Annotated in this window: 8 protein-coding genes and 1 tRNA gene; 2 read left to right on the top strand and 7 right to left on the bottom strand. The window is 47.4% G+C overall.

The annotated features are described in order from the left end of the window. Positions 1-14: 14 nt before the first annotated feature. The 4 genes from ACWHAR_RS04980 to ACWHAR_RS04965 all read right to left on the bottom strand — a co-directional run bounded on the left by ACWHAR_RS04980 (position 15) and on the right by ACWHAR_RS04965 (position 12,099). Positions 15-7,673 (bottom strand): non-ribosomal peptide synthetase, encoded by a 7,659-nt coding sequence (locus tag ACWHAR_RS04980; protein ID WP_045555042.1) that lies wholly within the window; start codon positions 7,671-7,673, stop codon positions 15-17. A gap of 460 nt (positions 7,674-8,133) precedes the next feature. Then, complete coding sequence (gene dacB / locus ACWHAR_RS04975; RefSeq protein WP_032873498.1) at positions 8,134-9,609, bottom strand: D-alanyl-D-alanine carboxypeptidase/D-alanyl-D-alanine endopeptidase; 1,476 nt, start codon at positions 9,607-9,609, stop codon at positions 8,134-8,136. Between the two features lie 18 nt (positions 9,610-9,627). Continuing rightward, positions 9,628-10,596, bottom strand: coding sequence for an aldose 1-epimerase (locus tag ACWHAR_RS04970; protein WP_032873517.1), 969 nt, complete (start codon positions 10,594-10,596; stop codon positions 9,628-9,630). Positions 10,597-10,710: 114 nt separating this feature from the next. Further along, positions 10,711-12,099, bottom strand: coding sequence for an MATE family efflux transporter (locus tag ACWHAR_RS04965; protein ID WP_032873496.1), 1,389 nt, complete (start codon positions 12,097-12,099; stop codon positions 10,711-10,713). Positions 12,100-12,327: 228 nt separating this feature from the next. On the opposite strand from ACWHAR_RS04965, the gene ACWHAR_RS04960 reads away from it, so the two are divergent. Further along, on the top strand, positions 12,328-12,870 hold the full coding sequence (locus tag ACWHAR_RS04960) for an IseA DL-endopeptidase inhibitor family protein (protein WP_032873494.1): 543 nt from the start codon (positions 12,328-12,330) through the stop codon (positions 12,868-12,870). 144 nt (positions 12,871-13,014) lie between these two features. On the opposite strand, the gene ACWHAR_RS04955 is transcribed toward ACWHAR_RS04960, so the two are convergent. From ACWHAR_RS04955 to ACWHAR_RS04945, 3 genes are all read right to left on the bottom strand, one after another. Then, positions 13,015-13,087, bottom strand: a tRNA-Arg gene (locus tag ACWHAR_RS04955). A gap of 42 nt (positions 13,088-13,129) precedes the next feature. After that, positions 13,130-13,675, bottom strand: coding sequence for a site-specific integrase (locus ACWHAR_RS04950; RefSeq protein WP_003153850.1), 546 nt, complete (start codon positions 13,673-13,675; stop codon positions 13,130-13,132). A 314-nt stretch (positions 13,676-13,989) separates the two neighbouring features. Further along, entirely contained in the window at positions 13,990-14,220 is a 231-nt protein-coding gene (locus tag ACWHAR_RS04945) for an excisionase family DNA-binding protein (RefSeq protein WP_003153848.1), read from the bottom strand. Positions 14,221-14,463: 243 nt separating this feature from the next. Between ACWHAR_RS04945 and ggt the strand changes: the two genes are divergently transcribed. Next, positions 14,464-16,230: a gamma-glutamyltransferase gene (ggt, locus tag ACWHAR_RS04940; protein WP_032873491.1), complete on the top strand. Its 1,767-nt coding sequence runs from the start codon at positions 14,464-14,466 to the stop codon at positions 16,228-16,230. The last annotated feature ends 21 nt before the right edge of the window (positions 16,231-16,251 follow it).

Raw genomic sequence — 16,251 nt, 5'->3', positions numbered from 1 at the left:
ACCTTTTTATGAAATTAAAGTCCTTTTACGAGATCTTCAATGCTCGATAGTGCTTGAGCGGTCAATTCTGTATGGCTGTAATCCGTTAATGTTTTTTCCCGCTCTTTTTTGCCGGAACAGTGGGCGATGATGTCCTCGAGGTGAGTATGGAAACGATTCATGAAGAACTCGATTGCCCCCGGTGCAAATACATCGGTATAAACGGCTTTTACCTCCAGTTGCCCGGCCGCCACCATCGCGTTAATATCCAGATCAAACTCGCGGATGCGCCCGGCCGCTATATCATGCTGCGGCTTGAACGGTGACATCTTCAGCGTTCCTTCAAGACCGTCAAACGCACCGAGATAGTTAAAGCTTATTTCTGGGTCTTTATAAAGAATGTTTCGCGAATATCTCAGCAGCCCGTAGCCGGTTCCGTGGTGAGGAACCCGTCGCATCATGTCTTTTACCGTCTTTATGCGGTGCGCGGTTGTTTCGCCTGAGCCGTCCGGCACTCTCATATCCAAAAGCACCGGGTAAACAGATGTAAACCAGCCTGCCGTTCTTGACATATCAATGTCAGGTATATGCCCCTGGCGACCGTGCCCCTCAGTGCTGATAAGCATCTGTTCAGAACCCGTCCACTCATGAAGCGCCATTCCAAGCGCCGTTAAAAGCAATTCATGAACATCCGTTCCGTATGCCTGCTGTGTTTCCAACAGCAGCTGTTTCGTGACTTCGCTGCTTAATATCCACGATGCAGTGCACGCGTTTTCCTGCAATCGTCCGGCGTTTTCATCAGTTATTTTCGGCAGCGGCGCTGTTTCACTAGACATCACGCTGTCCCAGTATGCGGCTTCCTCCAGCAATGCTTTGCTTTTGGAAATGTCAAAAAGTTCTTCGGCATACTTTATATAAGAATCGCTTTTCGGCGGCAGTTCGATTTGTTTGCCGTCCAATGCCTGCTGATAAGCTGTCTGCAGATCTTCAAGCAATATCCTCCATGACACGCCGTCCACGATAAGGTGATGAATCGTTATAAGCAGATGGTCGGCTTCCTTCTGCCTGAACACTCCGAGATGAAGCAGAGGCCCCTGATCAAGACGCATAGCCTGCTGTATTTCTTTTTCCTCAGCGGCTATCCGTTTTTCGGGCTGCGTTTCTTCTGAAATATCTATGACGTTAAGCGTAAAGATTTCTTCATACTGCTTTGTGATTCCGCGATTATATTGAACCGTTTCCCCATGCTCATTTTCAGTGAAGGTCATTCGCAGCGCATCATGATGTTCTGTCAGCGCGCAAACCGCCTGATACAGCGCATCTATTTCGAGGCTGTCTTCACTGCACAGCATGACCGCTTGGTTATAATGAAGCTCAAACGCACCCGGCTCCTCAAAAAATCTCTGCTGGATCGGTGTCAGCGGAGCGCTTCCTTCTATCGGCCCCTGATCAGCCGTTGCAACAGCCGGCGTGAGGTGCTTTGCGAGTTCTGCAATCGTTGGGAATTGAAACAAATCGCGGATCGACATGTTCCAGCCTTCTCCGGCGAGTCGGGCTGACACTTGAAGCGCCTTAATGGAATCTCCCCCAAGCTCAAAGAAAGAGTGATGAATTCCCGCTTTCTGAACATGAAGCACATCTTCCCAAATCCGGCATAACATCTCCTGTTTTTCATCGCCGGGCGCGACAAATGCCTGTGATGAATGTATCTCTTCTGCCGGCAGTGCCGATTTATCAAGTTTGCCGTTCAGTGTCAGGGGCATGCTGTCTAAGCCGATAATATGAGACGGCATCATATAAGCCGGGAGCTCCTGCATAAGAGACTGGCGAAGTGATGAGATATCGGCCTCTTTAGGAACGATGTATGCCGCTAATCGGGCTTGTCCTTCAGCATCTTTCATCACGGTAACAGCCGCTTCTTTGACTTGATCGTGTTTCAAAAGCACACTTTCTATTTCTCCCGTCTCAATTCTGTATCCTCTGATCTTCACCTGCTTATCGATCCGCCCTTTAAAACGAAGAGTTCCATCCGGAAGCCAGCAAGCCTGATCTCCAGTTCTGTAAAGCGTTTCTCCCGTTTGTAACGGGTCACTGAATGCGCCCTTTGTCAGCTCAGGCTGTCCCCAATATCCTTTGGCGACGCCGGCGCCCCCGATATACAGCTCTCCGAAAACACCGATCGGCTGGACCTGTTTGTCTTTGTTTAAGACGTACATTTGCACATTCGGAAGCGGAACACCGATCGGCACATCATCTTCCCGCGGCTCTTCGCTCATTTTAGCTTCATAATACGAAGAATCAATTGTCGCTTCTGTTACACCGTAGCTGTTAATGATCCGCATTTCTTTTCCGAAGCGTTCTTGAAGCGTATAAAAATCCTGCGACTTGATCATATCTGAACCCAGTACAAGTATTTTTACACTTTGCAGCGCGAGCTTCCGGCGATATATATATTCCATAAACGGAACAATCAGCGCGGGTGTCGACTCCATAAACGTGATACGGTGCTGATCAATGAGCTGATAAAGCTGTTGTGGCTCAAGCCGGACGTCATCCGGACAAATGACAAGCGTTCCTCCGTTTAGCAGGGCGCGTGCAAGATCCCCTGAAAATACATCAAATGAGAAACTCGCCATCTGCAGCACTCGGACTGGTTTACGATCAAGCTCATAAATTTTCCGCCATGCAAGTGCTGCATGCGTAAAGCTGAGATTTCTGACTTCGACTCCCTTCGGCGTTCCCGTTGTTCCCGAAGTATATATGATATATGCAGTATCATCCGGAGACGCTGCCGGCTGAATATTCTTTGCACAAATATCGTATTGATCTTCATGATCGAGCTGAATGAGAAATAAATTGTGATCCGTCAGCTGTGAAGCAAGTTCTTTGTATTCTGACTGCACCATCAAGACGGATGCCGCGCTGTCTTTTAATAAATAGCGAATCCGTTCTTCGGGATAATGGGAGTCAACCGGTATATACGCCCCTCCCGATTTCATGACGGCAAGAACGCTGACGATCGCTTCAATCGAACGGTTTGCCAATATAGCTGCTCTTTTTCCCGGACCGAATCCATTTTTGTGTAATGTTCGCGCAAGCCGATTTGCCCGCTCGTTAAGCTGCGAATAGCTGATCTGTTGTGTTCCTTCAATAACAGCGGTCTGATGAGGCGTTTCTTCTGCTTTCTCTTCAAACAACTGGTGAAACAGTTTGTGTTTTTCCATGAATTCGGTTTGTGTGTTATTAAACTCAATCAGTAACTTTTGTTTTTCTTCTTCATTCAAAATGTCAGTTTTCGATAGTGTGACTTCCGGTTCGGCGGCAACATGGCGCAAGAGATTCAGTAAGTGGCCCATCCAGCGTTCAATCGTTTCTTTCTTAAAAAGCTCGGTGCTGAATTCCATTTCAAAGCGGATGTTTCCATCGGATTCAGCCGCTGATAAGGTCAGGTCAAAACTTGATACATCATGTTCGGTATGCTCTGATCGTGACGCCTTCAGACCGGCCAGATTTATCTCCTCTCGCTCCATATTCTGAAGAATAAACATCGCATCAAACAGCGGATTGCGGCTCATGTCCCGCTGCACGCCGAGCCGTTCCACAAGCTCCTCAAACGGATAGTCCTGATGCTCATACGCCTCAAGCGCCGCCTGGCGGACTTCCGCCAAGTAATCGGTAAACCGTTTGTCTCCTTTCGGCTCCGTTCTGATGGCCAGCGTGTTGACGAACATGCCGAGAATCGGTTCAAGGTCTTTGTGCGGACGCCCGGCAATCGGCGAGCCGACGATGATGTCTTCCTGCCCGCTCAATCTCGCGAGTAACGTATTGTACGCGGCGAGAAGCACCATATACAAAGTGGAGCCGTGATCCCGGGCGATGCGGTGAAGGCCGGATGCCGTTTCAGCGTCAAGCGTGCACGATACGCTGCCGCCCGCAAAGCTTCTGACAGCCGGACGGGGCTTGTCAGCCGGGAGCTCAAGCACCGGGAGCTCTCCTTCTAGCCGCTTCAGCCAATACGCTTCCTGTTTCTGGTACCCTTCTTTCTCCTGAAACGACCGCTGCCAGACGGCATAGTCTTTATATTGAAGGCGCATCGGCGCAAGCGAACGGCCTGCGTACAGCTCGCCGAATTCTTTTATCAAGGTGTTGACGGACACACCGTCAGAAATAATATGATGCATATCCGTTAATAAAAGATGGTGTTCGTCGGATTCTTTCACGAGGGCCGCACGGAAGAGCGGCGCTTCCTCCAGACAAAACGGCCGGACGAATGCGTCAGCTGACTCGGCCTCATCGAGCTGAAACGGTACGCTGTCATGGATGCGCTGCACCGGTTCGCCGTCAGGCCCCGTTTCAAAGGACGTTCTGAGCGACTCGTGCCGCTCCACAAGCTGCCGGAACGTCTCCTCCAGCCGGCCGCGGTCAAGCGGGCCCGTCAGTTCCAGCACAGCCGGCATATTGTAGCCGACACCGCCGTCTTCAAGCTGTTGGAGCACATACATCCGTTTCTGCGCCGAAGACACCGGGTAGGTGTCCTGTTTTTGCGCAGGCTGAATTGCTTCATACGGGCTCTCTTCCAAGTCCTGAATAACCGAAGCGAGTTCTTCCACCGTCGGCCGGGCGAAGATGTCTTGTAACGGCACCTGAACACCGAACTCTTTGGCAATGCGGGAGACGAGAGCCGTCGCTTTTAACGAATGGCCGCCCCGCTCAAAAAAGTGATCTCGGATGCCGACGGGGCCGTTTTTCAGCACCTCTTCCCAAAGACCGCAAAGCTTCATTTCCGTGACGTTCCGCGGGGCGGTGTACGCCCGTCTGTCTGCCGCTCCGCCGGGAGCCGGCAGCGCGCGGCGGTCAAGCTTTCCGCTCGGCGTGACCGGCCACTCGGTCATCTCTATAAACTGAGCCGGCATCATGTAAGCCGGAAGGCGTGTCGCAAGCTCCGCCCGCACGTCATCGCTTTCCCGTCCTTCGATATAGGCGTAAAGCGCGGTTTCGCCGTGTTCGGTCCGGGCGGTGACCGCCGCCTCACGAATGCCGTCGATGCGCCGGATCGCCGCTTCGATTTCCCCCGGTTCAATCCGGTAGCCGCGGACTTTCACCTGTCCGTCTGAACGGCCGAGCCATTCGACAAGGCCGTCTTCTGTCCAGCGTGCGATATCGCCTGTCTGATACATGCGTTCTCCCGGATAAAACGGATCATCGAGAAAACGCTCCTCCGTCAGCTCAGGTCGGTTCAGATAGCCGCGGGCCACCCCTGTCCCAGCGATGTACAGCTCTCCTGCCACGCCCGCAGGCTGGATGGTTCCTCCGCTATCTAATACATACAGACGGGCACCCGGAACGGGTTTTCCGATCGGAAGCCTTGTCCGTCCGCTGTCCCGTTTTCGGTCACAGACGTAAAACGCCGCATCAACCGTCGCTTCCGTCGGTCCATAGCCGTGAATAAGCATCGTCTCCGGCAACAGATCGGCAAACCGGGCAGCCGTAAGCGGTGAAAGAGCTTCGCCTCCGGCAAACACGCGTGTCAGTGTTCTGCCGAGGCGTGTTCTTGTTTCCTCAGGCTCCGTTTCCAGCGCGTCTAAAAAGCTGTTGACCATTGCCGGAATAAAATGCGCGGTCGTCACCTTTTCTGAGGCAAATGCTTCAATCATCCGCACAGGATCTTTCTCCCAGCCGGCAGGAAGCAGATACACGGAGGCGCCTGACATCGTCCACCAAAACAATTGCCAGATAGAGGCGTCGAATGAAAAGGATGATTTCAGCACGATAACATCCTCTTCCGTTAACGGAAACTGCCCTTGCATCCCTGATAAAAAGGCGGCGGCCTGACGGTGTTCAACAGCTACTCCCTTCGGTGTTCCCGTCGAACCGGACGTATAAATGATATAAGCGAGCGAATCAGCATCCGCTTCTTCAGAGACAGCCCCTGTCTCCGTCTCGCCTGTCAGAGAAGAAAGAGACACTTCTAGCGTTTCTCCGGAAAAACCGGAAACGGATAATCCCGGCTGTGCAAGCAGAAGACAAGCGCCGCAGTCATCGAGCATATAGCGCAGCCTGTCCTCAGGATACTCCGGGTCAAGCGGCACGTAGGCGCCGCCCGCTTTTAACACGGCAAGCACTGAAACCACCATCTCCGGCGAGCGTTCAGCGAGTACGCCGACCATGCTTTCTTTGCGGATGCCTTTTTGGCGGAGCCGAACGGCGAGCCTGTCCGTGTACTGATCAAGCTCGGCGTACGTCAGCATACCGCCCGGAAAACGGAGCGCCGGACGATGCGGCGAAAGCTCGGCGCGGCGGGTAAACAGCCCGTGAAGCGTCGGGGCCGGCGGTTCAGCCGTTTCTGTACGGTTAAACGCAGTTAACACCCGTTTCTTTTCTTTTTCATCCGCCATATCAATATGCCGAATCAGCCGGTTTGGATTTCTAACGGCATTTTCAACGATCGTCAGCAAATGAGTTTGAATTCGTTTAATCGATGTTTTAGTAAATAAAGCGGATTGATAATCAAAATTCAGCTCAATCAATCCCGTATCTGTCCGCTCCTTAATTAAAATGGACAGCTCATTTGCCGTATGCCCGCTGAAAAACATCGCCGTTTCATAATCGAAACCTTCTGCCTGACGCCACGCGAGAGGCTGGTATTGCATCGAAATCCCGATGATATTTTGCAGGTCGTGATGAATCTGCCTTAATTCATTGACAAAAAGATTGTAAGGATATTTCTGGTGCCGCATAACAGACAGCTGCTCTTTTCCTACGCTGCGGACAAAGGACAGGAACTCCGCATCAGGATCTGCCGTCATTCTGATCGGCAGTGTGCTGACGAACATGCCGAGCATATCCTTTTCGAGCCTGGAGCCCCGGTTTCCGTAATAAGTACCGATGGCAATATCCTTTTTAGCCGTCAGACGGCTGATGCATATGTATAACGAAGCCATAAACAGAGAGATGATGCTGACATTATGATCTTTGCAAAAACGCCGGATTGATTGTTCTAAGGAGTGGGAAAGAGTGATTGTATCTCTTGAAGCCGCAGTGCTTTGTCTAAGATGAGAGGTTCGTTCCGCCAGTGAAAGGTGTTCCGGAACGGTTCGGTATGTTTCAGTCCAAAATGAACGGTCTTTTTGAAAACGGGAAGACTGTAAGTATTGCTGTTCTTTTTCCATGTAGCTGAGATAGGAAGGGCTTTGGTGTTCGGCCAAATCCTCGCTTCGCATGATTTTTTGGTAGATTTCAATGAGCTGATTGCCAAGCAGATTGAGCGAGATGCCGTCCATAATAATATGGTGAAATTTTGAATAAAGCCAAACTTCTTCGTCTGACATGACAAGCAGAGTAAATTGATACAGCGGTGAATGAAACAGCTTGAACGGAACACGCGTCTGTTTGTCAATCCATGCCTCCCGCTCTGATTGATCAATATGAGTAAAATCAACGGTCTCTAAAGAAATCGGCCGATGCCCGGCCAGATACAGCTGGGGTTCTGAGCCGTCCCCTTCCGTCAGTTGAAACCTGAGCGAATCATTTTGCAAGATAGAGAAATCTAAAGCACGGCGCAATACGTCAAAGTCGATATTCCCCCTGAATTTGACGCACGCCGCGAGATTGCAGATACTTGTGCCCGGCTCGAGCAGCTCTGTAAACCAGACTCTTCTTTGGGCGTGAGTTAAAGAATAAACAGTGTTCTTCAATGGAATCCCTCCATTTCAATTTAAGAGGATAAGAAAGTGAAATAATTACAATTAAAATTCGACAGCATATGACTAAATCATCCATATAGCATTATTTTAAAACATATTTTAGAAATCACAATAAAAAATTAAATTTTCTCTAACATTTTTTAGAATATAGTATATATTCCTCACTTCATTTATTCATTTCTATAATCTTTATACCATGTAAAACGGTATGTATGCACACTGTAAACTGGTTCTTAAACACTATAATAAGGAATAAAATGTATAATTAATTGCACTTTTAAAAAGGTTTTGCCTTCTGAAAAGAAGTTTTACGTTTAAAAATGAAAAATCAGTGCCATGTAAAAAAAGGAAGTATATTGCCGTATTACTTTTTGAAAAGATTGATTCATAATCGCAATATAATGTTTTACAGACATCAAAAAAGCCGAATCCTCTAAGGATTCGGCCCTTCTTATTGATTTGCCAGCACGACTGCGATTTTGTCTTCAATGTCTTTTCCGTCATCTTCGTCAAGCAGCCCGTTTTGAAGCACGGAAAAAATAAGCGTATCTCCTGTTTTTGTGTCTGCATAGCCGGCAATCGAACTGACAGACGTTAATGACCCGGTTTTCGCTTTGATTTTGCCCTCCGCCGGGGTGCCCTTCAGCCGATTCCGGAGGGTTCCTCCCGTCATTCTGTCACTTGCGCCCGCGACAGGGAGCGAACGAAGGAAAGCCGGGTACCACTTTTCTTTCTGAACCGCATACAAAAGCTCTCCGATTTGGCCGGCGGATACGCCGTTAACATGAGAAACGCCGGATCCGTCTCTTGCAATCAATTCATCCGGATTCAGCCCGAACGATTTGAGCTCCGATTTCATCACGTCCGAGCCCTTTTCCCAGCTTCCCTCTCCTTTTTTCACTTTTCCCATTTCCTTGATCAGAATTTCGGCGTGCCCGTTGTTGCTCAGTTTCATAAACGGGATCAATAATTCTGAAAGAGGCATGGATGTCCGTGATGTGACAAGCTGGGTGCGGTGCGGCATTCGCCCTGTTCTGATTTTCCCTTTTACAGTTATACCCTGTTTAGTAAGCGCTTGTTTCCATAAATCTAAAGCATAGGACGACGGATCCCACACCGCCGCCCATTCTTTTGCCTGTGCCGAGCCGGCAGGTATAGTTCCCTTTATCGTAATCACATTGCCACCGTGCTCCCGTTCAACCGTCAATTCTTTCTTTTCATCAGAAGCGACGGTTTTCACTTCATTTTTCACACGAACGACGTCCGTATGGGGAGAAATCGAAATGCGCGGCTTTTTACCGGGCTGTTTTGCCGGGCTGATTTCCGCAATCACCGTTCCGGTATCATAATCCTCATTTGGGGAAGCGGTAAGAGCTGATACTTGCGCGCCATAATATTGGCCTTCATCGCTCCACGGAAGATCAACTGAATACCTGGTATCGTCATACCACGAGTCATCCCCGACCAGATCTCCTTTAATGACATGGATGCCTCTGGCTTTGACCTGTTTAGCCATCTTCTCAAAATCAGAAGCCAATAGGGTCGGATCGCCTTTTCCCCTGAGATAAAGGTTTCCGCGCAGCTGTTTTCCTTTCACGGCGCCGTCTGCCCGTACTTCTGTCTTAAAGGTGTAATCTTCTCCGAGAACGGAAAGCGCCGCAGATGCCGTCAGCAGCTTCATCAGTGATGCAGGCCTAAGCCGCATATCTTCCCGGCTGCCGAACAGCACCTCCCCTGTTTTTGCTGACCGGACACTGACGCCCGCTGAAGCTCCCTTTAAAGCAGGTTCTTCATCCAGAATGTGTTCCAGCTCTTTTTGCAAAGTATTTTTTTGTTCAGCCGCCTTAGCCGCATCATCAATATAAGGAACTGCGGCAATGATCAAAAGCAGAATCACCGCGCTCAAGCGTTTCACATATGTTTTCAATGTTATCCCGCCTCTTTCCTATTCTTCGTCATGCAAAATGGTGATCCTGGATGACGCAGCCGCTTCTTCGCCCGGTTTCAGAATCTGAAGCCCTGTCAGTGATGCAGGCTGATTCAGATTAAATGCATCTGTAACGGAAGTATAAGGCTCAAGACTGACAAACCCCTGCTTTCCGTCACCGTTATATACCACCCAATGCTTGAAAGACGTGTCTGCCTGATACAAAACGGATAATTTCTCATCCGGATGATAAATAACAGCTTCGTTATTGCCGCCGTTCCGTCCGGAAGAAAGAAAAACATCGTCAAACTGTTTATTTTTCAAAGACATCCCATGACGGAACGCTTCTTTATCAGGCACATCCAATAAACGGCCCGTCGGCACGAAACGTTCATTTAATTCCCACATGCGGTCAGCCGTCAAAAATAGACGGGATCGCTCTTCATTGAAAACAAAAGTTGAATGATAGCCGAGCCCCCAAGGAAAAGCCTCCGTTCCCTTGTTGATAATCAGCGCCCGCTGCGTAAACACATTGTCTTTTAATGTATAGGTCATCCGGACAATGACATCGTGCGGAAATTGTTTGTGAACACGGGGAATCTTTGAAAGATCAATTTCTGTTTCGACTTTCATTCCATCCCCCTCTTCTTTCGCTGCCGCCGCTTTCCAATGCTGATTGTGAAGAAAGCCGTGAATATGATTATGTTTATCCTCTTCGTTTATCTCAAATTGATACGCGCGGCCGTCAAAACGAAACGTCCCATCCGTAATCCGGTTCGGCGGGAATAAAACGGGAATGCCGTACAGCATCGGTTTTGCGCGGAATTGCTCCGCAGTTTCCGGTTCTCTAAGAAGCCGCATACCGGTTCTTTTATCCCGAAGCGATATGACATTTGATCCCCACTCCGGCACAATGATGCATTCAGCCTGATCAGTCTCCGCTTTAATGGCTGAAACCCCTAAATAAGTCGTATGTTCAATCGTCATAAGCACCTGCCCTTTCCTTGTTTTCTAGCATGTATAGGAATTCCATTTTCTAAACTCATTTTCCTTCTCTAAAAAAACATCGCCCGTATGAACTGAGCGATGTGCGGTAAAACCTTATTGAATCAGCCGGGTAATCTGTTTTTTCTTCCATACAAACCGGTAATATCCGTATTGCAGCAGCAGGCTGACGACAAAAGCCGCCGGATAACCGACCCAAATGCCTAGAATGCCGAGATTCGTATAATGAGAAAGAATAAAGGCCACAGGCACTTCAATTCCCCAAATCGCAAAAATGCTGATAATCGTCGGCCATAACACCGTACCGCTCGCCCGCATTGTTGCTGAAACAATCTGAGCGTGACCGAAAATCAGATAGCTCCAAAGGGTAATCATAATCAGATTGCGGGCAATGTGGAGTGTATCCTGATCTGTTAAAAACAAAGCCAGTATCTGCCGGGAGAAGGTATAAATCAGCACAATCAAAACCCCGCCGATCAAATAATTCAGGCCGATGCCGACTTTGATGACCTGCTTCAGCCGGCCGAATTGATTGGCGCCAATGGATTGGGCGGCAAAAATTGAAACGGCGATACCGAGGCTTACCGCCGGCATCTGCACATAACTCGCCACTTGGTTGACGACCCCGTAAGCAGCCGTCGCGTTTGATCCGTAATGATTGACAAATGAAATGACCGCAATTTCAGAAAGTGAAACGAGAATCATATTGATGCTCGACGGAATACCGAGACGGAGTAAAAGCGCAAGCAGCTTTTTGTCCATTTTAAGAGAACGGAGCGCAGTCCGGTCAAATGCCAATGGATGTTTCCTTTTCCGCAAATAAACCATGAGTACGATAAATGTCACGATGTTTGAAATTACGGTTGCATACGCCGAACCGTAAATGCCGAACTTCGGAAGTCCGAAAAGCCCGAGAATCAATAAGGGCAAAAGCCCGATGTTTATGACTGTACTGACGATTAACGTATAAAACGGAGTCTTTGAATCTCCCGTTCCGCGTAAAAATGTCGTATACGCAAAATATAAAAACATCAGCGGCATTGCGCAAAACAAAATGCGCGCATATCGGACACTGACATCTATTACGTTTTCCGGCGTTCCCATCAGCCGCAGAATATCAAGCGTAAACACACTGCCGACAACTGCCAGAACAACACCGATCATAAAGGTAAAAGTCAGTGTAGTGCCGACAATCGCCTTCATCCTCTCTTCGTTTTTCGCGCCGTAAGCCTGCCCGATCAGAATGGAACTTCCCGAACCGATTCCGATCGTAAAGGAGATCAGCAGAAAAAACAGCGGAAAAAAAGACGATACGGCGGCAAGCGCATCGACTCCGAGCCACCTTCCGACAAATACCATTCCGACCAATTGGCCGACAGATTGCAATACATTGCTTAAAAGCAGCGGCACTAAAAACAGTGACATCGATCGCCAGACAGACTGGCCGCGGCCTTCCGCTGTTTCTAAATGATCTTGTACTTCCATATGTAGGACTCCTTTTTTGATTTTCTTCCATTTTATTATTCAGCAGACAGCTTGTAAAAACCTTTTGTTCAATGAAACTCTTTATCTTTTTCTCACGTCTTACATGGAAATAAACCATAAAAATAAAAAGTCCGGAAAATATTTCTGAAAAGGTATTGTAATCTTACCGTAATTATTGTAACATTTGTAACATAAGAGAAAGAGATTGATTGAAGGAGAGATTATATCATGAAAAAATGGCTATTATTCCTCACTACTATTACATTGATTCTGTCATTGGGCACTGCGGCGACCGCAAAAAATGCACCTAATGACCTTACACAAAAACAAGCACTTCAGCTGGCCCTGTCAGCGAGAGAACATTTCTGGAACACAATGAGCGGCGGTGCTCTTAAATCAAACACAAATTGCACATCTGAACCGTTTGAATATCAAAATCTGCAATATGTATTTATGTGCAAAGACCTCGGAACAAAAGCGAAAGCCGTAAAATATCTGACACCCGCTTTTACAAAGCAAGCGATTGACAAAGGGTTCAAAGATTACCACTTCACTGTAAAAGACGGCAAATTGGCTGTTCCTGTCGGCGACGGAGATAACCTCCTGAATTGGAAAAAAGCAAAAATGACTCTTCTTTCTAAAAAAGGAAGCGCTCAAACATACCGCTTCACTGTACCGACTCTTGACGGTTCTCCGTCAGCAAAACGCGATGTAACATTCGTAAAAGAAAACAACGTTTGGAAAGTCAATCAATTTGATGCTGTCATATAAGAAAAAGCCCGCTTGCTTACAGCGGGCTTTTTTCACATCATTTCCACCAGGTTCTCACAAAATATTCAACTCAAAACCCCCTTGTATAACAAGGGGGTTTTGTTTTACCGACATTATTAAGCTGCGCCTATCTCATACAAAAAACGCTCTAGGAGAGATTCGAACTCCCGACCTGCAGTTTAGGAAACTGCTGCACTATCCGCTGTGCTACTAGAGCCTGCTTCTATTATAGTAACGCTGGCGGCCGTTTTTTTCAAGTCTACAGCCCTCCGAACACTTTATAGGCGGCTCTCGTCGTATCTTCATCTATTCCGATATAACGCATTGTAATAGACGGAGAAGAATGATTCAAAATCCTCTGCAGTTCAGCAATGTCTTTTGTCCTCTGATAAAAATGATACCCGAACGTCTTTCTAAGCGTATGCGTCCCGATTTCCTCCAACCCGCAAGCGGCAGCCGCTTCCTTTAATATTCTGTATGCCTGAATCCGGGATATGGGCTTATTCGTACGTTTCGATTTAAACAAATAGTCATCCTCTTTCATGTCTTTTGTATAAGCGTATATGTCGGCCTTTAAAGACTCCAGTATCAGAATTTTTCTTTTCTTTCTCGTTTTGCTTTCGGTTGCCCACACATGATCTTTGTTCCTGACATCCCTCACGCGAAGCGGCAGAACATCAGAAATCCGCAGTGCGCTGTTCATGCCGAAAATAAATAAAAAATAATCACGATCACTTTTCTTCATTAAATACTGTTTGACTTCCTGGATCTTCTCCAAACTTCGGATCGGCTGTACGATATGCATTAAAAAACCCCTTATAATTGGTAAAGTAACATATTGAGAGTTATGTTACTATTATAGCCGAAACCCGTTGAATGATAAAGGGTAAAGGGTCTTATGTAACATAATATACATAGTGTTACATAAGGTGAATCAGATACACAGTTTCAACAAATTACTCAAAAACATCATTTTCAGACCGATGACAAGCTTTTAAACAAATCGATACTTTAGGTATTAAAAAATGAAAACAACAGCCTTAAAATGAAATCTGAGCATCCGTTTTTTTGTGAGCAACCGAAAAAATGCAAAAAAAAGACACAATATGAAATTGTGTCCTAGTCTTCATCTTTTACATCAATGTCTTCAGGAAGCGGCTCATTTAAAAACTCTTGAATCATTTCCTTATATTTTTCCAGCTGTTCGAGATGGGTTTGAAATTGTTCCTTGTTGATTAAATATTGCTGTCCGTCATGGACGGCCCTTATTTTATTCGTCAAAACAAGATTGTGCACATATTCTTCAGGAAGACTGGTAAACTCAGCTGTCTCTTTGATCGTTAAATACATGGCTCACGTTCCTTTCATATGTCATGTGAGTGAATTCTGTTTTGTTTATTGTAGCTTATTTTTTGTCTTTATGCTTGTTTCACAGCTTTTTCAGTCCGGTTTCCCATTTAGCCTATTTGCGACTGATTACATTCACACAGAAACCCCAACTTTTTGCACACCGGACTATTCCGTTTGTCACTTGTGAAAACAGCACATTTTACTTACTCTATAATTGTAAGCGGAAAACAAAGGAGGCAGACTATGAAAAAGAAAAAGTTTATGAATCTCTGTTTTATCGTTCTGCTCAGTACTTTGCTCGCGGCCGGAAGCATCCCTTATCACGCTCAGGCTAAGAAACACCCGTTTTCCTATGACGACTACAAACAGGTAGATGTCGGCAAAGACGGCATGGTTGCCACCGCCCATCCTCTCGCTTCACAAATCGGTGCCGACGTGCTGAAAAAAGGCGGCAATGCAGTTGACGCCGCGGTTGCCATTCAATTCGCATTAAACGTAACTGAACCTATGATGTCGGGAATCGGCGGCGGCGGATTTATGATGGTTTATGATGCGAAGACGAAAGACACCACCATTATCGACAGCCGGGAACGCGCACCGGCAGGCGCAACGCCGGATATGTTCCTTGACGAAAACGGCAAAGCCATTCCTTTCTCCGAACGCGTTACGAAAGGGACTGCAGTCGGTGTTCCGGGAACATTAAAAGGACTTGAAAAAGCGCTCGACAAATGGGGCACACGCTCCATGAAACAACTCATCACCCCTTCCATTAAACTTGCCTCAAAAGGCTTTCCGATTGATTCGGTTTTAGCTGATGCCATCTCAGATTATAAAGACAAATTATCACACACTGCTGCAAAAGACGTGTTTCTTCCGGACGGAGAACCTCTGAAAGAAGGAGACACACTCATCCAAAAAGACTTAGCCAAAACATTTACAGCTATTAAGTACAAAGGCACAAAAGCATTCTATGACGGTGCATTCTCCAAAAAGCTTGCGGAAACAGTGCAGGAATTCGGCGGCTCAATGACAGAAAAAGACATTAAAAACTTCAATGTGACAATTGACGAACCGATCTGGGGAGATTACCAGGGCTATCATATCGCAACTGCTCCTCCTCCAAGCTCGGGCGGTGTTTTCCTGTTGCAAATGCTGAACCTCTTGGATGATTTTAAGCTTTCTCAATATGATATCCGTTCTTGGCAAAAATATCAGCTTCTCGCAGAAACGATGCATTTGGCTTATGCTGACCGCGCCGCATTTGCCGGGGACCCAGAATTCGTCAACGTCCCTCTCAAAGGTCTCTTGAATCCAGATTATATCAATGCCCGCAGACAGCTGATAGATATTGATAAAGTCAATAAAAAACCGAAAGCCGGCGATCCTTGGGCCTATCAGGAAGGTTCTGCAAACTATAAACAAGTGGAGCAGCCGACTGACAAACAAGAAGGCCAAACGACTCACTTCACGGTAACTGATCGCTTCGGCAATGTCGTATCTTATACGACAACAATTGAACAGCTGTTCGGTTCCGGCATTATGGTTCCCGGATACGGCGTTGTGTTGAATAATGAGTTAACAGACTTCGATGCGGTGCCTGGCGGCGCAAATGAAGTGCAGCCGAATAAACGTCCGCTCAGCAGCATGACTCCGACTATTTTATTCAAAAATAACGAACCCGTCCTGACTGTCGGCTCCCCCGGCGGAGCAACGATTATTTCTTCCGTCCTGCAAACGATCCTGAACAAAGTTGAGTATGGCATGGATCTGAAAGCGGCGGTCGAAGAGCCGAGAATTTACACAAACAGCATGACATCCTATCGATATGAAAAAGGAGTGCCGGAAGAAGCCCGCACAAAACTGAACGAAATGGGGCATAAATTCGGCAGCAGCCCGGTTGATATCGGGAATGTGCAAAGCATCCTGATCGACCGTGAAAACGGCACCTTCACCGGAGTTGCCGACTCAAGCCGAAACGGAGCCGCAATCGGCGTAAACTTGAAAAAATAACTAGACAAAAAGCCTCGTTTC

Source organism: Bacillus sp. LR--39 (genome assembly GCF_053613335.1).
This window is presented reverse-complemented; position numbering and strand designations above follow the sequence as displayed.

Bases quoted from the DNA above. Each gene is read 5' to 3' on its own strand.
- ACWHAR_RS04970 (WP_032873517.1), bottom strand. From the start codon at position 10,596: ATGACGATTGAACATACGACTTATTTAGGGGTTTCAGCCATTAAAGCG.
- ACWHAR_RS04965 (WP_032873496.1), bottom strand. From the start codon at position 12,099: ATGGAAGTACAAGATCATTTAGAAACAGCGGAAGGCCGCGGCCAGTCT.
- ACWHAR_RS04960 (WP_032873494.1), top strand. From the start codon at position 12,328: ATGAAAAAATGGCTATTATTCCTCACTACTATTACATTGATTCTGTCA.
- ACWHAR_RS04950 (WP_003153850.1), bottom strand. From the start codon at position 13,675: ATGCATATCGTACAGCCGATCCGAAGTTTGGAGAAGATCCAGGAAGTC.
- ACWHAR_RS04945 (WP_003153848.1), bottom strand. From the start codon at position 14,220: ATGTATTTAACGATCAAAGAGACAGCTGAGTTTACCAGTCTTCCTGAA.
- ggt (WP_032873491.1), top strand. From the start codon at position 14,464: ATGAAAAAGAAAAAGTTTATGAATCTCTGTTTTATCGTTCTGCTCAGT.